This is a genomic window from Pseudoalteromonas aliena (assembly GCF_038155085.1).
Taxonomy (GTDB): domain Bacteria; phylum Pseudomonadota; class Gammaproteobacteria; order Enterobacterales; family Alteromonadaceae; genus Pseudoalteromonas; species Pseudoalteromonas aliena_A.
The window spans coordinates 19,137-39,334 of record NZ_JBAKAU010000022.1 but is presented as its reverse complement, the minus strand read 5'-3'; the positions used below and the strand labels follow the sequence as shown (position 1 = coordinate 39,334).

Annotated in this window: 20 protein-coding genes; 10 read left to right on the top strand and 10 right to left on the bottom strand. The window is 39.4% G+C overall.

The window, feature by feature from the left end:
- Nucleotides 1-29 precede the first annotated feature (29 nt).
- The gene (locus tag V6260_RS16380; protein ID WP_341595156.1) at nucleotides 30-716 is read left to right on the top strand and encodes a DUF3334 family protein; all 687 of its coding nucleotides are present in this window, start codon (nucleotides 30-32) and stop codon (nucleotides 714-716) included.
- Between the two features lie 140 nt (nucleotides 717-856).
- Here the strand turns inward: V6260_RS16380 and V6260_RS16375 are convergent, their stop codons facing one another.
- From V6260_RS16375 to V6260_RS16350, 6 genes are all read right to left on the bottom strand, one after another.
- Nucleotides 857-1,546, bottom strand: coding sequence for a response regulator (locus V6260_RS16375; protein ID WP_341595155.1), 690 nt, complete (start codon nucleotides 1,544-1,546; stop codon nucleotides 857-859).
- 4 nt (nucleotides 1,547-1,550) lie between these two features.
- The gene (locus tag V6260_RS16370) at nucleotides 1,551-2,927 is read right to left on the bottom strand and encodes an ATP-binding protein (RefSeq protein WP_341595154.1); all 1,377 of its coding nucleotides are present in this window, start codon (nucleotides 2,925-2,927) and stop codon (nucleotides 1,551-1,553) included.
- 203 nt (nucleotides 2,928-3,130) lie between these two features.
- Complete coding sequence (locus tag V6260_RS16365) at nucleotides 3,131-3,640, bottom strand: hypothetical protein (RefSeq protein ID WP_341595153.1); 510 nt, start codon at nucleotides 3,638-3,640, stop codon at nucleotides 3,131-3,133.
- 38 nt (nucleotides 3,641-3,678) lie between these two features.
- Complete coding sequence (locus V6260_RS16360; protein ID WP_341595152.1) at nucleotides 3,679-5,853, bottom strand: YHYH protein; 2,175 nt, start codon at nucleotides 5,851-5,853, stop codon at nucleotides 3,679-3,681.
- Nucleotides 5,854-5,993: 140 nt separating this feature from the next.
- Entirely contained in the window at nucleotides 5,994-6,494 is a 501-nt protein-coding gene (locus V6260_RS16355; protein ID WP_341595151.1) for a M48 family metallopeptidase, read from the bottom strand.
- A gap of 24 nt (nucleotides 6,495-6,518) precedes the next feature.
- Nucleotides 6,519-7,367, bottom strand: coding sequence for a DUF72 domain-containing protein (locus V6260_RS16350; RefSeq protein ID WP_341595150.1), 849 nt, complete (start codon nucleotides 7,365-7,367; stop codon nucleotides 6,519-6,521).
- Between the two features lie 247 nt (nucleotides 7,368-7,614).
- On the opposite strand from V6260_RS16350, the gene aspS reads away from it, so the two are divergent.
- The 3 genes from aspS to V6260_RS16335 all read left to right on the top strand — a co-directional run bounded on the left by aspS (nucleotide 7,615) and on the right by V6260_RS16335 (nucleotide 10,543).
- Entirely contained in the window at nucleotides 7,615-9,393 is a 1,779-nt protein-coding gene (gene aspS, locus V6260_RS16345) for an aspartate--tRNA ligase (RefSeq protein WP_341595149.1), read from the top strand.
- Nucleotides 9,394-9,701: 308 nt separating this feature from the next.
- A complete protein-coding gene (locus V6260_RS16340; RefSeq protein ID WP_341595148.1) occupies nucleotides 9,702-9,932 on the top strand; it encodes a hypothetical protein in 231 nt (76 codons plus the stop codon).
- A 14-nt stretch (nucleotides 9,933-9,946) separates the two neighbouring features.
- Entirely contained in the window at nucleotides 9,947-10,543 is a 597-nt protein-coding gene (locus tag V6260_RS16335; RefSeq protein ID WP_341595147.1) for a pentapeptide repeat-containing protein, read from the top strand.
- A gap of 70 nt (nucleotides 10,544-10,613) precedes the next feature.
- On the opposite strand, the gene V6260_RS16330 is transcribed toward V6260_RS16335, so the two are convergent.
- Nucleotides 10,614-10,937 carry a hypothetical protein gene (locus V6260_RS16330; RefSeq protein ID WP_341595146.1) on the bottom strand — a complete coding sequence of 108 codons (324 nt, stop codon included), beginning with the start codon at nucleotides 10,935-10,937 and terminating at the stop codon, nucleotides 10,614-10,616.
- A gap of 129 nt (nucleotides 10,938-11,066) precedes the next feature.
- On the opposite strand from V6260_RS16330, the gene V6260_RS16325 reads away from it, so the two are divergent.
- Entirely contained in the window at nucleotides 11,067-11,816 is a 750-nt protein-coding gene (locus tag V6260_RS16325) for an alpha/beta hydrolase (RefSeq protein WP_341595145.1), read from the top strand.
- A 58-nt stretch (nucleotides 11,817-11,874) separates the two neighbouring features.
- Here V6260_RS16325 and V6260_RS16320 read toward each other — a convergent pair whose 3' ends face one another.
- Nucleotides 11,875-13,068: a bifunctional alpha/beta hydrolase/OsmC family protein gene (locus tag V6260_RS16320; RefSeq protein ID WP_341595144.1), complete on the bottom strand. Its 1,194-nt coding sequence runs from the start codon at nucleotides 13,066-13,068 to the stop codon at nucleotides 11,875-11,877.
- Nucleotides 13,069-13,334: 266 nt separating this feature from the next.
- Here V6260_RS16320 and V6260_RS16315 point away from each other — a divergent pair, with 266 nt between their 5' ends.
- On the top strand, nucleotides 13,335-14,174 hold the full coding sequence (locus tag V6260_RS16315) for an isopenicillin N synthase family dioxygenase (protein WP_341595143.1): 840 nt from the start codon (nucleotides 13,335-13,337) through the stop codon (nucleotides 14,172-14,174).
- 199 nt (nucleotides 14,175-14,373) lie between these two features.
- Nucleotides 14,374-15,768, top strand: a complete 1,395-nt coding sequence (locus V6260_RS16310; protein WP_341595142.1) for a DEAD/DEAH box helicase — start codon at nucleotides 14,374-14,376, stop codon at nucleotides 15,766-15,768.
- A 121-nt stretch (nucleotides 15,769-15,889) separates the two neighbouring features.
- On the opposite strand, the gene V6260_RS16305 is transcribed toward V6260_RS16310, so the two are convergent.
- Together V6260_RS16305 and V6260_RS16300 are read right to left on the bottom strand one after the other, a co-directional pair.
- Complete coding sequence (locus V6260_RS16305) at nucleotides 15,890-16,633, bottom strand: DUF3307 domain-containing protein (protein ID WP_341595141.1); 744 nt, start codon at nucleotides 16,631-16,633, stop codon at nucleotides 15,890-15,892.
- Nucleotides 16,633-17,256: a hypothetical protein gene (locus V6260_RS16300; protein ID WP_341595140.1), complete on the bottom strand. Its 624-nt coding sequence runs from the start codon at nucleotides 17,254-17,256 to the stop codon at nucleotides 16,633-16,635. Before V6260_RS16300 ends, V6260_RS16305 begins: the two co-directional genes overlap by 1 nt.
- 137 nt (nucleotides 17,257-17,393) lie before the next feature.
- On the opposite strand from V6260_RS16300, the gene V6260_RS16295 reads away from it, so the two are divergent.
- The 3 genes from V6260_RS16295 to V6260_RS16285 all read left to right on the top strand — a co-directional run bounded on the left by V6260_RS16295 (nucleotide 17,394) and on the right by V6260_RS16285 (nucleotide 20,183).
- Nucleotides 17,394-17,897 (top strand): NYN domain-containing protein, encoded by a 504-nt coding sequence (locus tag V6260_RS16295; RefSeq protein ID WP_341595139.1) that lies wholly within the window; start codon nucleotides 17,394-17,396, stop codon nucleotides 17,895-17,897.
- A gap of 174 nt (nucleotides 17,898-18,071) precedes the next feature.
- Complete coding sequence (gene nudC / locus V6260_RS16290) at nucleotides 18,072-18,992, top strand: NAD(+) diphosphatase (protein ID WP_341595165.1); 921 nt, start codon at nucleotides 18,072-18,074, stop codon at nucleotides 18,990-18,992.
- 9 nt (nucleotides 18,993-19,001) lie between these two features.
- Nucleotides 19,002-20,183, top strand: a complete 1,182-nt coding sequence (locus V6260_RS16285) for a cystathionine beta-lyase (protein ID WP_341595138.1) — start codon at nucleotides 19,002-19,004, stop codon at nucleotides 20,181-20,183.
- Nucleotides 20,184-20,198: the final 15 nt, after the last annotated feature.

Genomic DNA, 20,198 nt, shown 5'->3' with positions numbered 1-20,198 from the left:
TGCATAATAAGTACAAAAGAGAAGATTAAATGAGCAAAAGTAAGGTTATTAGCACAGACGATATATTAGCAACCCTTTGTCATTCGGTGACAGGTGTACTTTCATCAGCCAGCGGTAATGATATTAGTTATTCTGCAATGGTGCAAAAAATAACGCGTACATGCATGCGACCAGATATAGGCTGTTTTGTGTTATTTGATGGTGGTTTTACCGGACTTGTTATTACCAACTTTACTTCGCAAGCGGCGATGGAAATTTATGGCGATTACATGCGCAACATGGGTATGCCAGAAGATGAAATAGCGCATAGCCATTTATCAGACGACGTATCAAACGTATTAGGCGAGTTAATGAACCAAATTGTTGGCGATTTTACCTCTAAAGTGCGTGAGCAGTTACATACCTCTATTACGCAAAACCAGCCAAAAATGATGGCAATAAACAAGCAAGTGCAAATATCGGTAGATACCACGATGGATCGGCCGCAAGCCCGCCGCGTAACATTCACTACAAGTAAACAAAATATCTTTTACTTGGAATTAGCGATGGATAAAACAGAGTTTATTAAGTTACACGACTTTGATATTTCAGAAGCAATCGATCCAGATGACATTATAGCCAATGAGGCAAAAAAGAAAGCAGATAAAGCAAAATCAAATGTGCCAGTAGAACAAGATGATGCCGATGACGACTTTATGGCAGGCTTAGGGCTTTAAGTTTATTTACGTATGTTGGGTGGAATAAAATGCCCCTCAACGACTGATCAATTATTAATCTCTAGCTGTTGGTGATTAAAATGAAAGCGCGATTTATATCGCGCTTTTTCGTCATGTTAGCTTAGTTTAAATAAGTAAATCTACTCTTTAAACTTATAACCTACGCTGTAAACTGCAGCTATTGGGTTTAGTTCTGCTTGAATATCGTTAATCTTTTTTCGTATGTTTTTAATGTGTGTATCAATGTTACGATCGGATATGTAGGTTGTGTCGCTGTATACGTTATTAATAATATCTTCACGGGTAAAAACACGACCTACGTGGCTTATAAATAATAAAAATATTTTAAACTCGACGGCGGTAAAGCCAATGCTTTTGCCATTCAGGTGCGCTTCGTAATCGTCTTTGTGCAATTGAAAATTATTATAAATGATGGTGTTGATGTCGGTGTTGGTTTTAGGCTGGCTGGTTCTTCTTAGTACCGCTTTTATGCGTGCTATCACTTCTTTAGGGCTAAAAGGTTTACAAATGTAGTCATCGGCGCCGAGTTCTAAACCTACTAAGCGGTCTATTTCTTCGCCTTTTGCGCTAAGCATAATGATAGGCACATTTGAAAAGGCTCTAATTTGCTTACATAACTCTGTGCCATCAACATCTGGCAGCATTAAATCAAGAAGTATTAAATCTACTGCGTTTTGCTTTACAAAACTAACGACACCTTTGCCACTATTAAAATGCTTAGTTTCGTAATTTTGTTGCTTAGCGTAGGCAATAAGTACCTCTGCAATGCTCTCTTCGTCTTCAACGATAAGTACTTTTTGTGATGCCATTATTTTAACCCAAAAGTGTCAGCGTTATTTTAACTTCTAGCCCACCGAGTGGTGAGTTGTGCAACGATATTTGACCGCCATGTGCCTCTACTATTTGTTTGCAAAGTGCAAGTCCTAAGCCCGAGCCACCGTGCTCTCGGCTGCGAGACTTTTCAACGCGATAAAAACGCTCAAACAATTTTTGTAAGTCGTTTGGTAAAACACCTGGGGCTGAGTCTTGTAGTATAAGCTCAATATTATTGGGGGTTTTGTTAGCAAGTATTGTTACTTGCCCGTCTTTATGCGTGTATCTGCAGGTATTTTCTAACAGGTTTGAAAATAATTGTACAAGGCGTTCTTTATCGCCATTTATTATACATTTACCGGCTTTGGTCAAACTTTTGCTATCTACATTTAATTCACGCTCTTTAAAACGAGCACTGTAGTTTTCAATTGATTGCTTAAAAATGTTTATTAAATCAATGCGTGCATTGTTATAGGTTAAATTAACGCTATCTGTTTGTGCTAGTTGGGCTAGGTCGTCAACAATGTGGCTTAAGTTATTTACTTGGTTTATGAGTAAATTAATGCGCTTTGTGTCGGCTGTAAATACGCCATCTTGTATGGCTAGTAAATGCGAGCGCAGCACGGTAAGTGGGGTTCTTAATTCGTGAGATGTGTCCGACACCCATTGAAATCGCATTTGTTGGTTTTGCTCAAGCGTGTGGGCTAAGGCATTAAAATTGTTGGATAGAGTACCTAGCTCATCTTTACTAGAGGAGGGTATTCTGCTGGCAAAATTTCCGTTTGTTAACTCATCGGTGCCAGTCACTATTTGCTTTATTGGTTTTATTAAATGGCGAGATAACACAATAGCCATAATAAATGCGAGCACAATAACGAGTAACGTGATCATAAAATAGTTATTAAATTGCGCTGCTAAAAATGCTTTAGCTGGGCTACTTTGCACAAGTTTTGAAGGGACTAAACCTATCCAGCCTATAACGTTATTGTTTAATAAAATAGTTTCTATATGTGGGTTGTCGTTTAAATTAGCTCTACCAACAACAACCTTTTTATTTTGATCATATAAACTTATACGTTGCCCTGTTTTAAGGGAACCCGCAGGTAAGTGTATCCACAATAAAGAGGGCGTTGCATTGCTGCTATTTGGTTTGGGTGGGGTGCTTGTGTGTTTATTAGTTTTAGGTTCGCCTGGCTTTTTTTGCGGCTCTACAATAGAGCGCCATAATTGAGTGTTTTGCGTAATGGGTTGCCAGCTGCCTAATTCGCTATAAAGCTCAATAAGTTGCTGCTTAACCATTAATACATGCTTTGTTTCTTCTTGTTCAACAAAGTCGTTAAACCCTGACGAAAAGGTCATGTATATAAACACAAACATAAGCCCAACTAGGGCGGTATTAGTGATAAAAAAAGCTAAAAAGAATTTATGTATTAATTTCACTGATTGGCAAATAGTAAAAATCATGTGTTAACGTATCAAGCAGTATTGCATATTGATTATGTGCCTACAATTAGCGTATTTAGGGAGTTGTTTACTAAAATCCTTTTTAAGTAAGCTTTTTAGATATGTTGATATTTGGACTAGAACGTAATTTTTGCGGTATCGCCAGCACCCAGGAACTTATATTGTGGTTTTACAAAGCTTGCGTTTACTGCGCCTAAAGTTTTAGGGAACGATATGGCAAGCTCATCTACTGTTGTAAATGTGTGCTTAGCTTGAAAAACAATTTCTAGGTTGTGCGCTTCATTGCTGTTGCTGGTGGTAAACGCGATGCGTTCAAACGCTATAACTTGCTGATTTACACGTAAGCACATTTTTTGTTTAAGTGCATTTTTTACAAACTCTTCTTGTTGCTCTGCACCTAAGTTTGTTGGCATGAGCTTATCAATATCGCCCATAAGCCATGCTTGCTCGCTTTGCAGCGCTGAAATTAAATGCTCAGCATTAGTGAGTACTTTAACCTCAACTTGCCCGTCTCTTAAAATGACCTGTGCTGTTGTGTTTTTTAATACATGAGCACTCACATGAGCGCTCATACTTGTTAAAATAGATACGAGCATTAGCCATTTTAATTTTTTTAAAAAATACATAATTACTACCTTTTACTTGGGCGTGTTGGCCTTTTTGTTTATTGAGGTTGCTCAATAGTTACTTTACAAATAAGGGTGTTGTCGGTTTCTAAATCTTCGCCCCATATGAACTTTGCGTTTTTATCCCAGTTAATATCGTCGTAACCGTCTTTTGGTCCTACATCGGCAAAGTTGTGCTCTACTGCGTTAGCCCAGTTTGTATAGTCAAAGTTACTTTGCAGCCAGTTAGTGGGCGCTTCTTTTGACATAAATGTACAAGCGCCTTCGCCTGCAACGGGGTTTGTTTCGCTTTCGCATAATTTGTTAAGCGGCGCTTTGTGAAGTATTTCGCATTTAAAGCTTTTATTGCTTAGCGCAACCACTTTATTTGTATCGGTGTCGGTAAGTTGCATAATAAAACCGCCATCACCCATTTGCTGATTTTTAGCACCGATGTATTCAAGCCCCGTGTCGTTTTGCTTAAAGTCTTTAATTATTAAATTAAGCTCAATAGGGTAATTTGCAGAAAACGTCATACTTTGTGCATTAAATGAACGCTCTGTGGTGATAGGCACAGAATCTTCAACAAGTAATTGCTCGCCTATGTAGGCTTTAAACCAGTTATCAGCCCATGCTTCTAGTTTTAAGTTATGCTTGCCTGTAATGGCAGGGTTTGTATTTTGTTCAGTAACTGTAGGCGTATGATGATTGGGTTGCGGACCTCTACAAAATGTACCTGTTTGAACTTTGCCACCATTACTGATCGTTTTTTGTTTAAAGCTGTAACAGTCTTTTCCCTGTGATGCCGGGCTGTAGGTAGTAAAGTAGTTTTCACCTTTGTATGAGTAGCTCATAGTGCGACTGCCGTTTTTAGAAATTGTGTGCGTTAAGTTTTCAACGTCTCCTTGTGGCGGGCGCAGGTCGGCTCTTATACCTTGGGTATCACCGCTCAGTGGTGACACTCGTGGCAATTTTTTGGTATCTACTTCACCAACTAAGCACTGAATTATATACGGCGGTTTAGCCGATGTATGGTAGCGATAGCCAAATGTGTCGTCGGTTTGTCCGTTACATACATCAAGGTCACCTTTGGCAATTGCACTGCCGTCTGGGTTTTTACTACCATAGAGCGGATAACCATCGTAAGCCCAACCAATAATGGCATCGCTTGATTGGTTTTTCATTGTGTCAATCATACACGTTGGCGATACATGATAATGGTAGTCATCACCTCGTCCTGCGTGTCCACCACAAATATCTAACTGTCCGAGTGCTAACGTGTCGTGCTTTTTATCGTATTTATTTACATCAAGCTCGCCTTGTGAAGAGTAGTCGTATATTGGTACGCCATTAACGGCAACACCTACGGCGGCATCAATTGTTGTAATTGCTTTTGCTTTTTTAGGGTTTAGCTTTATGGGGGCACCATAGTCTTTAGCGGGAACCGGTATTTGCTCGTTAGTGCCTGTAATACCGGTCATTAAGTCATGATCAGGGTAAGTAGATGAGATAATATAAGCATATTGTTCATCGCACGTAACAGATACACTTTGATCAAACCCTGCATGACTTACCGATTGGGTAATCGTATCGCAACGAGGAGATTTTACATTGGCAGTTAAAAAGGATTTATCAGGCTTTGGTTGCTTATTTGGTTTTGGTCTTGCATTAGGCTTGTGCTCGGCGCTGCGCGAGTACTTTACCGTCATACTGGCTGTATCGAGCGTAATATCCTCCATAGCGGCGAGTAATGTTGCGCGATCTACCTTTGTATCGCTGTTAAAAGTAACTGGTGCAGATAATGCGTAAACAGTATAAGTATAGCTTTTTTCACCCGGACCTTTAGAGCAAGGCGGTGCATATTGATTTAAATCGTTTACGCTATTAGAGCCTACTTCACCGAGAGTTTCGCCCGCTTTAATTTGTGTTTTATCGGCGGCAATGTTGTACATGGTCCAATACCAATGCATCCCTTCAGGCGCTTTATGATCCATAATTAATGCATAATATTTAGTTGCGCTAGGTGCACCACGCCAGTTAAGTGGAGGGCTAATGCTTTGTCCATCGCACGTATAAGTTATAGGCAAGTTACCGCCATCACTTACTTTTTCGCTACTCAAAGTGAAATTGTTAAGGTTTGATTGTGCAGAGGATTGGCTGTTTTGCTCGTTGCAGGCACTTAAGGCTAAGCAGCACAGCACACTAAATAAAAAGACATAAGTATTGTTCAACATATAAAACTCCAAAATAGCTCTGTATAAGTGTTTACTGATGAGTGTACTTATCAAATGTAGAGCAATTATGTAGTTTTATATTTTATTTGATATTATTTTTTAGATTGATGATTTAGCAATTACATTTTGTCATTAAATGGTTACGTTATATAAGGGTTTTGGCCCATGGCGACGACAACGCAAAAAATTCTTAAATCTAATTCGAGCTGGTGGTAACTCGGCTCCATATGGCAACAAAGTTTATAAAAGCTTTTGTTGTGATCTTTTTCTTTAAAGTGAGCGAGCTCATGCACTACTAGCGCTTTTAATAATGGCTCTGGAGCGCGCAGTAAGTCGCTGTTTATCGCTAAATCGTGCTTACGGGTTTTACCTTGCATTCTATACGTATGCGTTCCAAGTGCGTTGGTAACCATGTCGCCTTGCTTTTTAAAAGCAGCACGCCCAAATGGTGGCGCATTTTTTAAATACTGTTTTTTAAGTTCAGTTGCATAGCTATAAAGTAGTTTATCGCTAGTAATGGTATGTGCTTGCGGATACTTTTTAAGTAAGTAGTCACATACCTTGTTGTTATCTATAAGACTTAATACTTGCTCAACAATATTAGCTGGGTAGCCGGTAAAGTAACGTGCGTATTCACTCATTATTGCTTCTCTGTCGTTTTACTTTTAAAAAAGTGCTTGCTGGTGGGCTTCTTTTTCGCCAGTAAATGGGTTTAATGCTTTGTGATTATAACCAAGGTCCTTACAAAACTGCCTTGCTAATAATGGCGCTTCGCGGTTATCTGCTGTATGAAAAAACACATAAGGCGTTTTTCCTTCATCAAGCCATTGTTTTACTTTACTTAGCCACGGTTTATAAAAGGGTTTATAGTCGTTTTGTAAATCGGCGATAACAAAGCGCGCCATGGGTTGTGTGCTTGTAGCAATGGCATGCACAGGTAAATGCGGCTTTTTTTGCTGTGCATCAATTAGCGCTTCGGTTGTTGGTTTTACCGCAAACAAGGCGCGAGTATCCATCGATATGCGATTTATGTTGTTTGCTAGTAATAACTGATTAAGCGCAATTTCCGCTTCACCTTTTTGAAAAAACGCAGTATGACGTACCTCTACCCCGTAATTAACCTCTTTAGGTAGCAAGCTAATAAATTGGGTGAGTTTAGGTAAATCATTTGGGCCAAATGCTTTAGGTAATTGCAGCATAATTTGCCCGGTTTTTTCTAAAATAGGGGAGAACAAGTTAAGCCAATCAGTAAGCTCGGTTTGAACATTAGTTAGGTGCAGCTCGTGGCTAAAGCGACGATGAAACTTAAACGTAAATTTAAAATCGTCGGGTACGCTGTTTGCCCAGCGTAAAACAGTGCTTGGCGATGGGTCGGCGTAAAAGCTGGTATTGCCTTCAACAGAATTAAAATGCTGGGCGTATTGGCTAAGCATATCGGCGTTTTTACATTGGCTTGAAAATAAATTGCCTTTCCATGCATTACTCGACCACTGCGGGCATCCAATATATAACATACAAACTAGCGCCTTATTATAAAGTGGCGATAGTGTAGCAAATAACAAAACGAGCTGCTGTAAATTCAAGGGCAAAAGGTGTACACGCCCTAGCATCTTAATGTTAGTTGAGTATAATGCAGGAATTAATTTGATTATTTTTAAATTGTTAGCGGTTTTATTTGTATTATTGTGTTTATGCTTATCTAATCACATGTATTAACGCAAATAACGTCACCGTTTAAGCCTTTTATCAGACAGGAAAACTATGCGCTCTATATATTGCGGACAGCTAAATAAAACCCACGTAGATCAAGAAGTAGAACTATGTGGCTGGATCAACAAACGACGTGACCTTGGTGGACTTATCTTTGTCGATTTACGCGATAGAGAAGGTTTAGTACAAGTTGTATTCGACTCTGACATTGAAGAGTTAATGAGTTCAGCTAATACACTTCGCCAAGAATTTTGTGTTCAGTTAAAAGGTATTGTTCGCGCACGCCCAGACAGCCAAGTAAATAAAGACATGGCAACAGGGGAGATCGAAATTTTAGGTAAAGAGCTTAATATTATTAACCGCTCTGAGCCATTACCGCTTGATTTTAACCAAGTAAACTCAGAAGAGCGTCGTTTAAAATACCGTTACTTAGACCTACGTCGTCTAGAAATGAGTGACCGTATTAAATTACGTGCTAAAGCAAGCAGCTTTGTTCGTCGCTTTTTAGATGAAAACGGCTTTTTAGACATCGAAACACCAGTACTTACTAAAGCAACGCCAGAAGGTGCGCGCGATTATTTAGTACCGAGCCGTGTTCACAAAGGTAGTTTTTATGCGTTACCGCAGTCTCCACAGTTGTTTAAGCAATTGTTGATGATGTCGGGTTTTGACCGTTACTACCAAATTGTTAAATGTTTCCGAGATGAAGATTTACGCGCCGATCGCCAACCAGAATTTACCCAAATAGATATAGAAACCTCGTTCATGAGCGCTGATCAAGTACGTGGTATGACTGAAAAAATGATCCGTGAGATGTGGCAGTCATTACTAAACGTTGATTTAGGCGATTTTCCAATCATGCCTTATAGCGAAGCAATGAGCCTTTACGGTTCTGATAAGCCTGATTTACGTAACCCAATGAAATTAATTGATGTTGCCGATTTAGTTAAAGACGTCGAGTTTAATGTTTTTTCAGGTCCGGCTAACGACGAAAAAGGCCGTGTTGCTGTATTAACAGTACCAGGTGGCGCTAAGCTTTCTCGTAAACAACTTGACGATTATACTAAGTTTATTGGTATTTACGGTGCTAAAGGCATGGCGTGGATGAAAGTAAACGACCACACTGCCGGCGCTGAAGGTGTTCAATCGCCAGTGGCTAAGTTTTTAAGTGAAGACGTAATTACTAAATTGCTTGAACGTACTAATGCACAGTCTGGCGATATCATTTTATTTGGTGCTGATAAACGCAACACAGTAAACGAAGCAATGGGCGCACTGCGCGTTAAGATTGGTGTTGACTTAGAAATCACTAACCTTGATAGCTGGGCACCACTTTGGGTTGTAGACTTCCCAATGTTTGAAGAAGATGACGAAGGCACATTACATGCTGTGCATCATCCATTCACTGCACCAAAAGATATTAGCGCAACTGAGCTTGAAGCAAATCCAGCAGTTGCTATTTCAGATGCCTACGATATGGTATTAAACGGCTACGAAGTGGGTGGCGGTTCGGTACGTATTCATAATGCAGATATGCAAGAAACTGCATTTAGAATTTTAGGTATTAACGAGCAAGAGCAACAAGACAAGTTTGGCTTTTTACTTGATGCACTTAAATACGGCACGCCACCACATGCTGGTTTAGCATTTGGCCTTGACCGTTTAGCAATGCTTTTATGTGGTACCGATAACATTCGTGACGTTATTGCATTCCCTAAAACGACACAAGCGTCGTGTTTGTTAACTGATGCGCCAAGCAAACCTAATATGGATTCGTTAGCTGAGCTTGCAATTAATGTTGTAGAAAAAGCGATACCTAACGAAGAGTAATCTTTGTTTAGTTTATTGAGCTAAATTTAAAAACCCTTAAGTTGTTTGCTTAAGGGTTTTTTTGTGCCTAGACTGAAATAATCTTGTAATACCAATTTGCTTATATACGGGGTCTATTTAACGTTAAGAAAATTACGTTAGAACTAGGCAAAAATTTTTTATCTAGTTGTTCTAAATAAAAAATTTTTAACGACGTTATAGTGCAATTTAATTCATTAAATTGATCAAAGGTTTATGCAGGTTGGTATAGATTGTTTATCGTATAATTACTTATTAAAAGAACGAAACGGATATAAAAAGGAATTATTATGGCTATTAGTTTAACTGTGTTCGGCGAGTTTTTAGCTTTTTTTATTTTATTCTGCATTCCTATATTTTCATTAATTAGTTATAAAATAGGTAAGCGAAAAAGTTCTACGCCAGGTGTTTTGGCTTTTGTAGGTGGTTGCTTGGCATTATTTCCACTGTTTGGTTTGATTTTTATAGCAGTGCTTGCACTAAAAAAAGATTTACCTAAAAATAGCGCCTACGTCCATTAAAAACTAGGTTAATAGTGTCAATAGCCAATCATAGTCATTACTTCGAACAACAATTTAGTACTTTACAGCACGCAGAGAGAACAACTGAAAGTTCAGAATTTGAACAGTGTACATTTACCGATTGCGACTTTTCAGGCGGGCAGTTTAAACATTGCCGATTTATACAGTGCAGTTTTAACAACTGTAATTTATCGTCACTAAAATGGAACTACAGTTCGATTGAGGATGTAAGTTTTAGCCACTGTAAATTAAATAGTGTGCAATGGGCTGACGTAGATTGGCCAGCGCTAAGTGTTAACGCACCGGTGAGTTTTAATTATTGTGAGCTCAGTAATAGTTCTTTTTTTGAATTAACCCTCAAAGCCCTCAAACTAACACACTGCTTTGCCAAAAATGTTGATTTTAGACATGCTGATTTAAGCGGTAGTGAATTTACAGGAACAGATTTTCGCGATAGTGAGTTTTTTCAAACTAACTTAACAAAATGTGATTTTGTAGGTGCGACAGCGTTTAATATAGATTTGAATAATAATATTTTAGAGAATGCTAAGTTTGATCGCTTCGAAGCACTTAATTTACTTACCAGCCTTAATATAGAGCTTTGTGATTAATTTAGTTTAATATGATTACTATCTAGAAGCGACAGCTTGGCTGGCTTCTAGATACTGCGTGACTGCGTAATTAACGGCTAGGGCCATTTTTATTACGTGCACTGGCAAGCTGCCTTGCGATTGCTAATAACGCTGGTGAAATATCTTCAGCGCCATCTTTAATTAGTTTTGTAACGTCACCTGATGAAAACAAACCGTCACGTGGTGATTTAATACCTAACTCACGAACAAAATCCTTTGTTTTACCTGTACTGCCTGTTTCAATAAACTTAAAAATAATACGTTCATTGTTGTTTCTAGCAGGGGTTTTAAGTGTTTCGATTTCGTCATGTATTGCAGTTAGTTTGTCTTCTAAAATTTCTATACGTTCTTGAATGCTATTGTATGATTTCATTTATTGGATCTTTTACTAAATATATTTAAATAATGGCGACTATTATCGCATAGTTTGACAATAGAGAATGCAAACCTATAAAGTAAAAGTTATTTTTAATTAAAAACAATAATTTATATAAATTTAAATATGCAAAAAACACTTAAAAAGCTTTTTATGTTAAGTGCACTAGCTCTAAGTGCATCAGTAATCGGCGCAACAAGCTATGCAAACGATGGAGTTATAACTGATGAAAGCCGTAATCGCTCTATTCCTATCAATATCACACTACCAATTAACACTAAGTGCACTGAACAAGTAAAATGTCCTGTAGCGTTTATTAACGCAGGTTACGGGATTAGCCATAAGAAGTATACGTTTGCCAGTAATGCGTTTAATCAGCGTGGATATTTAACAATAGCAGTTGCACATGAATTAGAAACCGACCCTAACTTAAACCGTGAGCAGCCTTACTTAACCACTCGCATGGAAAATTGGCACCGTGGCGTAGTAACGCTTAAGTTTTTAGTTAAAGAGCTTGCGAGTAAATACCCTGCGTACGACTTTACAAAACTCACCTTATTTGGGCACTCAAACGGCGGGGATATTTCGTCATTATACGGCTCTATTTACCCCAATGAAGTAAGCCAAATTATTACGCTCGATCATCGTCGTATGTTGATCCCACGTAATAAAAACATTCGCGTACTTACACTGCGCGGTAGTGATTATCCAGCTGATGCGAATGTGTTGTTAAATGATTCAGAGCTCGATAGGTTTCCTGTTACACAAACACTAATAGAAAAATCACGTCATAACGATATGTACGATGGCGGGCCAAAATGGCTGGTGGATAGAATGAGTAAAGAAGTAGAGGGGTTTTTAGATAGTAAAAATTAGGTTTATAAAAGTTAAATCATAGCGCAGTGTGATCTGCGCTATATCAATTTTATGGTAGTTACTCTACCAGTTCACTCACAATAACTGGGTTGTTATGCAGTGTTTTATGCACTGGGCATTTGTCGGCTATTTCGAGTAAACGCTGGCGTTGTGGCTCTGTTAATTCGCCACGTAAGGTGATTTTACGGGTAATAGCTTCAAGGTTACCTGTTTGCTCACAATCCTGGTTGTAATCGCGAGTGTGATCAAGCTCTACTTTTACATGCTCCAGTGGTAAGTTTTTACGTGTAGCGTACATACGCAGTGTCATTGCCGTACAGGCACCAAGCCCCGCTAATAAATGATGATACGGATCAGGACCTAAGTTTTTACCGCCTACTTTTATTGGCTCATCTGCAAGCCAAGTATGATCTTTGGTGCTTACGTGCTGAGTAAATACATGGTCTTTTTCTTCAACGAGTACATTGCCACCCGTTAAACTTGCCGTGTATTTAGTTTTGTCGTATTTAACATATCGGTTTGCCCACGTTGCAATTATTTGTGCTGCGTAGTCGGCATCGTTTTTATTTGTTAAAAGGTGATCGGCGTTATCTAGACTAATAAAGCTTTTAGGGTGTTTAGCTGATGCATAAATTTTTTCAGCTTCACTAATATTTACCGTCGCATCAATAGGGGAGTGCATTACTAATAGTGCGCGCTTAAGCTTACTAATGTGGCTTTTATCGTACTTGGCTATATCGTCTATAAACTGTTTTTTAATGGTAAATTCGCGACCAGCTAAGCTTACTTTAGCTTCACCTGCTGCGTTAATTTCATCAAGGTGAGCTGCAAAGTTATGCGCTACGTGCTGCGCATCTGACGGTGCCCCAATGGTTGTAATAGCCGATACTTCAGGAATATGCTCCGCAGCAGCAAGAACGGCTGCCCCGCCTAAACTGTGGCCAATGAGTAGTTGCGGCGGTGCAAAATGCTCACGTAAATGATTTGCCGCAGATACTAAATCTTGAATGTTTGATGAAAAGTTACTGTTAGCAAAATCGCCATCACTATTACCTAAACCGGTAAAGTCGAAACGCAGCACGGCGATACCTTGTTGTGTGAGTGCACGGCTAATCCGTGTAGCTGCTGCAATGTCTTTACCGCAGGTAAAGCAGTGTGCAAATAGCGCGTAAAACTTAACATCACCAGAGGGAAGTTCAAGTTGGCCGGCAAGTTCTAAATCGCCGCTTTTAAAAGATACTTTTTGTCGCATGGGGGGCCTTATTTACACAAATAAAATATATTCTAATAATAGACCAGAGATAGTTACTAAACTTTGCAAATTCAACGTTTTTTTACAAGTTGATCTTGATCAAGCCAAGTGGCGGTGACTATGTTTTGCGGACATATGTCCTTATGTTTTTGAGGCCATTTGTCTATCCTCGCATAGCGCTATAATGAAGGCTTTGCTACTTTTATAAGTAATTTAGCACTATTAAAAGCAACTCACTTCACACAACCTACTCACTGGAACGTACAATGCAATTACCTACTGTTGATTATAAAGCTCCCGATGCGGCTGCACAATTTGTTGAATCGTTAAGAAATACTGGATTTGGCGTTTTAAAAAACCACCCAATCCCACAGTCTTTAGTTGAGTCTATTTACAAAAATTGGCAAGACTTTTTTAACTCAGAGCAAAAGCACGACTTTTTATTCTCTAAAGACACTCAAGACGGTTACTTTCCGCCTTCAGTATCAGAAGTAGCGAAAGGCTTTACAGTAAAAGACATTAAAGAGTACTTCCATGTGTATCCTAAAGGCCGTGTTCCTGCCCAGCTTGAAGCTGACGTACGTGAATATTACCGTTTAGCAAGTGAATTTGCTGGCACATTATTAAGCTGGGTTCAGGCTGAAGCACCAGCAGATGTTCGTGCTAAGTTTTCAATTGATTTAAAAGACATGATTGCTGATTCTGAGCAAACATTGTTACGTATTTTACATTACCCGCCAATGACAGGTGACGAAGAGCCAGGTGCTATTCGCGCCGCTGCCCACGGTGACATTAACTTGTTAACTGTATTGCCAGCGTCAAACGAGCCAGGCCTACAAGTTCAAAAAACAGATGGCGGTTGGTTAGACGTACCATGTGATTTTGGCAGCCTTATTATTAATATTGGTGACATGTTACAGGAAGCGTCGGGCGGGTATTTCCCATCGACAATTCACCGTGTAATTAACCCAACGGGTAAAGCATCTACTAAATCGCGTATTTCACTACCGTTATTTTTACATCCGCATCCAGATGTTGTGCTTTCAGAGCGCTACACGGCAGATAGCTACTTGCAAGAACGCTTGCGTGAGTTAGGTGTTAAGTAACTCTTATACTTAGAGTAATTAAGTATAAACAAAAAACGGCTTATGGCCGTTTTTGCATTTTTAAGCAACTTGAGCACCGGTTTTATTTTATTAAACTATGCTCAATTGCCTGCAACGCAAATAATGGCATGCATTCTTAGCTACTACAGGTATAATGCGCGCAACTGGCTAAAGTAGCCTTATTTAAAAGAGAGTTTATATGAGTTTTGAAGGTTTAGGTTTATCACAGTCTTTGGTTAATGCGGTTTTAGAAAAGGGCTATGAAACGCCAACGCCGATTCAGGCTCAAGCAATTCCTGCAATTATTGAACGCCGTGATGTTATGGCAGCAGCGCAAACAGGTACAGGTAAAACAGCGGGTTTTACATTACCACTTATTGAGCGTTTGTCGTCAGGCCCAAAAGCTAAAAGTAACCACGTACGTGCACTTATTTTAACGCCTACGCGTGAGCTTGCTTTGCAAGTAAGCGAAAACGTTGAAGAGTACGCTAAGCATTCGGATGTGAGCTCGTTTGTAGTTTACGGTGGCGTTAAAATTAACCCACAAATGCAGCGCCTTCGCAAAGGTGTTGATATTTTAGTGGCAACGCCAGGTCGTTTAATCGACTTACATAATCAAAATGCAGTTAAATTTGATAGCGTCGAAGTGCTTGTACTCGATGAAGCTGACCGCATGTTAGACATGGGCTTTATTCATGATATTAAGCGCTTAATTGCTAAAATGCCTGCTAAACGCCAAAACTTGATGTTTTCGGCTACATTTTCAGATGATATTCGTGCATTAGCAAAGGGGTTAATTAATGACCCAGTTGAAATTTCAGTTGCTGCAAAAAATACTACAGCTAAAAGTGTTACTCAGTGCGTTTACGCGGTAGATAAAACACGTAAAACAGCATTGCTAAGTCACTTAATTCGCACTAACGATTGGCAACAAGTATTAGTGTTTAGCCGGACAAAGCACGGTGCTAACCGCTTAGTTAAACAACTAGAGCGCGATGATATTGTAGGCGCGGCTATTCATGGTAATAAATCACAAGGCGCGCGCGTAAAAGCACTTGATGGCTTTAAAAGCGGTGAAGTACGTGTACTTGTAGCAACAGACATTGTTGCACGTGGTTTAGACATTGTTGAATTACCGCATGTTGTTAACTACGACTTACCAAACGTATATGAAGATTACGTTCACCGTATTGGTCGTACTGGCCGTGCTGGTGCGTCGGGTCATGCGATTTCGTTTGTAACGGTAGATGATGCAGTAGATTTATACGGTATTGAACGCTTTATTGGTGAGCTTATACCACGTGCTGAAGAAGATGGTTTTGAGCCTATTAATCCAGTAGCTGAACGCGCATTAGATGCTCGTCCGTTACCGGCTAAAAAGCCTAAGAAAAAACAGCCTTTTAATAAGCCTAAATCTGATAGCAGCAAGCCTAACAGCAAAAAGCCGAATAATGGTGGTAATGGTACCGGCCCACGCCGTGGTGGTTCTAAAAAGCCAGCAGCTAAAACAGATGATAATGTGCAAAACCCATGGGCAAAACGCCAATCGGTTGGTGGCAATGGCCAACGCCGTCGCCGCACAAATAACGATTAATGATTGCATTGGCGTTTAATTAATTTAGAATTTAGTTAAACGCTGATACAAAAAAACGCGCTACCTTCTCAATAGAAGTCGCGCGTTTTTTATTGTCTGTAATTTGTACTTACTGTATTGCCTACCTGATTAAATAGTTAATACCCAAGCCTACAAATAAAGTCACACTTACGCTAAGTAATGTGCCGAGCATAACGTACTCGGTAAGTTTTTTATCTTTACTAGCACTTAAATCGCCAAACCTAAATACCGACTTTGCAGCAAGTAAAAAACCAAGCCCTGCAAATTGGTCAAGCAATATAAAGCTCAGCATAAGTACGCGCTCAAGCATACCAATGCTTTGCCCTGCAAGCACTAAGCTACCAGTACTTGAAAAGTTACTTGTTAAACGCTCTAACATCATTCTTATAAATACGGCGCTGGGACTTAAAATAATTAAATAACCGCACATTACCCACAGTATTTTGGGATCAGTGAGCATATTATTAATTGCAGCCATAAAGCTACTGTTATCAGTTAGCCAAATACTGAGCATAATAATAACGAGTATGTGCGCTATTTGATCTAGTAAAAAAGGCACCACGCCTTTATTAGAATACGATTTTGCTATATCAATAAAGTAATGGCTCAACATAATGCTCGCTGTGGCAATTAAAATACTGCTTAGTTGTTGCCACCCAAAGGTGTATTCCCATACGGTAATTATGACTGCACTTGTTACACCATGCACGAGTACATGAAAATAAAGCTTACTTGCTTTAAAGTGACGGGTGTTTCGCTCGTTTACCCAACTCATAGGTTGCCAGTAAAAATCAGCAAGTAAGTGGCCAATAATAAGCGCGACCAGTAAAAGTGAAAATCCCATTATTCACCTCCTTTAATTATATTTTTTATAACGTGCTGTGTGTGCGCAATAAAGCGCTCTATAAGTTGGTAGTGCGCTAAATTTAGTAGTTTGGTTACATTTTCTCGGCTTGTTTGAAGCTCTTTAGCCAGTGCCGCATGGCTGTTATCTGGTGAGGTTAAATAAACATACAGGGCATTTGCTTGTTTTTGTGTGATTTTAGTGAGCAATACGTCAGCAAAGGCTAAATTAATATTTAAGCTTTCATCGAGCTGCTGCTTGTTAATATTAAAAACAAAGCGTTGATTGCCTATTTTATCAAGGCCTTGCCCTGAAAGGGTAAAAGCAGAACCGGTTGCTGTTTTTATATCGCTGCGTGGATTATCTATTTGCCCAAGAGCCAAGCTTTGGCGCAGCTCATAACCTGACGATTTAAGGTGTAAATATACAAGTAAGGCATTTTTAAAAAGGAGCTCAGGATTATTAATTTGTAACTGAAAGGCATCGCCTCGGTATATATTCCAAAGGGCCTGCTCACCCGAAATGTTTCGCAAGCTTTGCTCTAGTTGATAAAGCATGGCATCGTATTGCTGCTTAGGGATTGTTTGCGATTTAATAATATCACCGCTGATCACACCAATCATAAAAATCTCAAAATGGTTACTTTTTGTTATGTAACCAATATTGGTTACATAATGCTGTGTAACCAATTTAGGTTACTTAAATGCAAATTGCAAGGTACACTTATTTTAATTGCTATTAATCCTCATTAGGACACTAAATGACTTTACAAAACGAGCAGCAAAGCACGAAACCACGGGTCGGCATTTTTGTTGATGTACAAAATATTTATTACACGTGCCGTGAGAGTTACGGGAAAAATTTTGACTACAGTGCGTTTTGGCGGGTAATGCAGACGCAATACAATATTGAATGTGCTTTTGCGTATGCTATTTATCGAGGAGATGAAAAACAAAATCAGTTTCAAAATATTTTGCGTGCAATTGGTTTTGACGTAAAGCTAAAGCCATTTATTCAACGTCGTGATGGAAGCGCTAAAGGCGATTGGGATGTAGGCATAACAATAGACATGTTAGAGCAGGGTAAAAATCTTGATAAGGTTATCTTGCTCTCTGGCGATGGTGACTTTGCTTTGTTACTTGGGCATTTAAAAAATCAATATAATGTACCGTGCGATGTTTATGGTGCTGACAGATTAACCGCTGAGGTATTAAAACAAAGCGCAGAGCAATTTCATTTAATTGATAATACTTTGCTACTTTAACAGCAAAAAATAGTTAAAAAAGTGCAAGCTAAGTGGCTGCGACATGAGAGATTTTAATACAAAGCCGTAATAGATGAATTAAGCCTTATATAGGCTTTTTTTATTACTGTAATCAATTGGGTTTGCTAAATGATTATGGTAATTTTAAAGCATAACGAGTTACCAAGGACTTACATGCTCCATTACAGCAATATGCCACTAGACAGAGGCTCAAATTTTCGTAAAGACCCATCGTGGCTTAAAGCGCAAATGTCGGCGCAAAGTAAATGGGTTTTAGTTAAAAATAATCAAACCCTATTTATTAAAGATACCCCTAAAGTAAGCTATTTAACGTATCAACAAGTGGCACATTTAGATTTAACGAGTGCTATTTTTGTTGGTTTGAACAATGCTAAACATGGTGTGTTTGCATTGGATGTATCTGATTTGGATGAAAGTGTACTTACACCTTTAATAGAGGATGCTCAGTTTTTTGATATTCGCCAATATGGGCCTCAAGTAACCATTAAATATGCCTCAATAGCCGCCCTTGCGAGAGGGTTATGTTATTGGCATGCCACGCATCGCTTTTGTGGGCGCTGCGGTAGTAAAAACCGTTCAGTGGAAGCAGGGCATTCTCGTATATGTGAAAACGAAAACTGTAAGCATCCTACATTCCCGCGTACCGACCCTGCGGTAATTATGGTTGTTACTAAAGTCTTTGCTGACGGAGTGGAACGCTGTTTGTTAGGTCGCCAAGCTGCGTGGCCTATCGGTATGTATTCGTCGCTTGCTGGATTTGTAGACCCAGGGGAGACACTAGAACAAGCGGTTGCACGTGAAGTTAAAGAAGAGGCAGGCATAGAGGTTGATAACGTACGTTATGTTGCTTCTCAGCCGTGGCCGTTCCCATCGTCCATTATGCTTGGTTTTTTTGCAGAGGCGACATCTGAACAAATCAACGTAGATAAAGAAGAGCTAGACGATGCAAAATGGTTTAGTCGTGAAGACTTAGCGCAATTTGGTAATTGGCACCAAGAAGGGGAGCATTTAAAGCTGCCTAGAACCGATTCTATCTCTCGTTATTTAATTGAGCATTGGCGTACAAACCCTTAAGGATTAACAATGTCGAGTAAAAGTAATAAAAACACTCAACTGGTGTCATCTGGGCGCAAAAAAGCGTACACACATGGCGTAGTAAACCCCGTTGTACAACGTGCCTCTACTATTGTATTTGATACCGTAGCCGATTTAAAAGAAGCGGCTAAAACCCGTGGCGATAAAACGTTATTTTATGGACGCCGTGGCACCACGACACACTTTGCACTACAAGAAGCGATTACAGAACTTGAAGGCGGCGAAGGCTGTGCACTATACCCATGTGGCGCAGCGGCGATCAGCCAAGTCTTTTTATCGTTTTTAAAAACCGGTGATCATATTTTAATGGTTGATAACGTGTACGAACCAACTCGCGATTTTTGCGATAAAATTTTAGCAGGACTTGGAATTACTACAACGTACTACCCGCCAACCATTGGCGCAGGTATTAAAGACTACATTCAGTTAAATACTAAAGTGTTGTTTTTAGAGTCTCCGGGTTCTATTACGATGGAAGTGCAAGATGTGCCCGCTATGGTAAAAGTAGCCAATGAGCACAATGTAATGACCATACTTGATAATACCTACGGTAATGGCTTGCATTATCGCCCGTTAGAGCACGGTGTTGATATTAGTATTCAGGCTGCAACTAAGTATATTGTTGGTCATTCAGACGTGATGATGGGCGTGGCTGTTGCTAATAAAAAGTACTGGCCAACCTTGCGCGAAAACTCGTATTTACTAGGGCAATGTACCAGTGCCGATGATGCGTATTTAGCACTTAGAGGCCTGCGTACAATGGGTGTGCGTTTAAATCAACATGAAAAAGCAGCAATAGAAGTAGCTAAATGGCTTGAGCAACATGAGCTTGTTGACCATATTCGCCACCCTGCATTTGAAAGCTGCCCAGGGCATGAGTTTTTTAAACGTGACTTTGATGGCAGTAATGGGTTGTTTTCATTTGTGATGAAAACAGGTAATCAAAAAGCGATTGATGCATTTTTAGATAGCCTTGAGCATATTAAAATGGGCTTTTCGTGGGGCGGTTTTGAAAGTTTAGTAACGGCTAATTTAACTATGAAAGGGCTGCGTTCAAATACAGGTTGGGGTTTAGGCCCGGTTATTCGCCTGCATATTGGCCTTGAAGATGTTGAAGATTTAATTAGCGATTTAAGCCAAGCACTTGAGGTTTATAAGCAGCATTTATAATTTATATCGCAATTT

Coding starts and splice junctions, on each gene's coding strand:
- V6260_RS16380 (WP_341595156.1), top strand. CDS start 30: ATGAGCAAAAGTAAGGTTATTAGCACAGACGATATATTAGCAACCCTT.
- V6260_RS16375 (WP_341595155.1), bottom strand. CDS start 1,546: ATGGCATCACAAAAAGTACTTATCGTTGAAGACGAAGAGAGCATTGCA.
- V6260_RS16370 (WP_341595154.1), bottom strand. CDS start 2,927: ATGTTTGTGTTTATATACATGACCTTTTCGTCAGGGTTTAACGACTTT.
- V6260_RS16365 (WP_341595153.1), bottom strand. CDS start 3,640: ATGTATTTTTTAAAAAAATTAAAATGGCTAATGCTCGTATCTATTTTA.
- V6260_RS16360 (WP_341595152.1), bottom strand. CDS start 5,853: ATGTTGAACAATACTTATGTCTTTTTATTTAGTGTGCTGTGCTGCTTA.
- V6260_RS16355 (WP_341595151.1), bottom strand. CDS start 6,494: ATGAGTGAATACGCACGTTACTTTACCGGCTACCCAGCTAATATTGTT.
- V6260_RS16350 (WP_341595150.1), bottom strand. CDS start 7,367: ATGTTATATATTGGATGCCCGCAGTGGTCGAGTAATGCATGGAAAGGC.
- aspS (WP_341595149.1), top strand. CDS start 7,615: ATGCGCTCTATATATTGCGGACAGCTAAATAAAACCCACGTAGATCAA.
- V6260_RS16340 (WP_341595148.1), top strand. CDS start 9,702: ATGGCTATTAGTTTAACTGTGTTCGGCGAGTTTTTAGCTTTTTTTATT.
- V6260_RS16330 (WP_341595146.1), bottom strand. CDS start 10,937: ATGAAATCATACAATAGCATTCAAGAACGTATAGAAATTTTAGAAGAC.
- V6260_RS16325 (WP_341595145.1), top strand. CDS start 11,067: ATGCAAAAAACACTTAAAAAGCTTTTTATGTTAAGTGCACTAGCTCTA.
- V6260_RS16320 (WP_341595144.1), bottom strand. CDS start 13,068: ATGCGACAAAAAGTATCTTTTAAAAGCGGCGATTTAGAACTTGCCGGC.
- V6260_RS16315 (WP_341595143.1), top strand. CDS start 13,335: ATGCAATTACCTACTGTTGATTATAAAGCTCCCGATGCGGCTGCACAA.
- V6260_RS16310 (WP_341595142.1), top strand. CDS start 14,374: ATGAGTTTTGAAGGTTTAGGTTTATCACAGTCTTTGGTTAATGCGGTT.
- V6260_RS16305 (WP_341595141.1), bottom strand. CDS start 16,633: ATGGGATTTTCACTTTTACTGGTCGCGCTTATTATTGGCCACTTACTT.
- V6260_RS16300 (WP_341595140.1), bottom strand. CDS start 17,256: ATGATTGGTGTGATCAGCGGTGATATTATTAAATCGCAAACAATCCCT.
- V6260_RS16295 (WP_341595139.1), top strand. CDS start 17,394: ATGACTTTACAAAACGAGCAGCAAAGCACGAAACCACGGGTCGGCATT.
- nudC (WP_341595165.1), top strand. CDS start 18,072: ATGCTCCATTACAGCAATATGCCACTAGACAGAGGCTCAAATTTTCGT.
- V6260_RS16285 (WP_341595138.1), top strand. CDS start 19,002: ATGTCGAGTAAAAGTAATAAAAACACTCAACTGGTGTCATCTGGGCGC.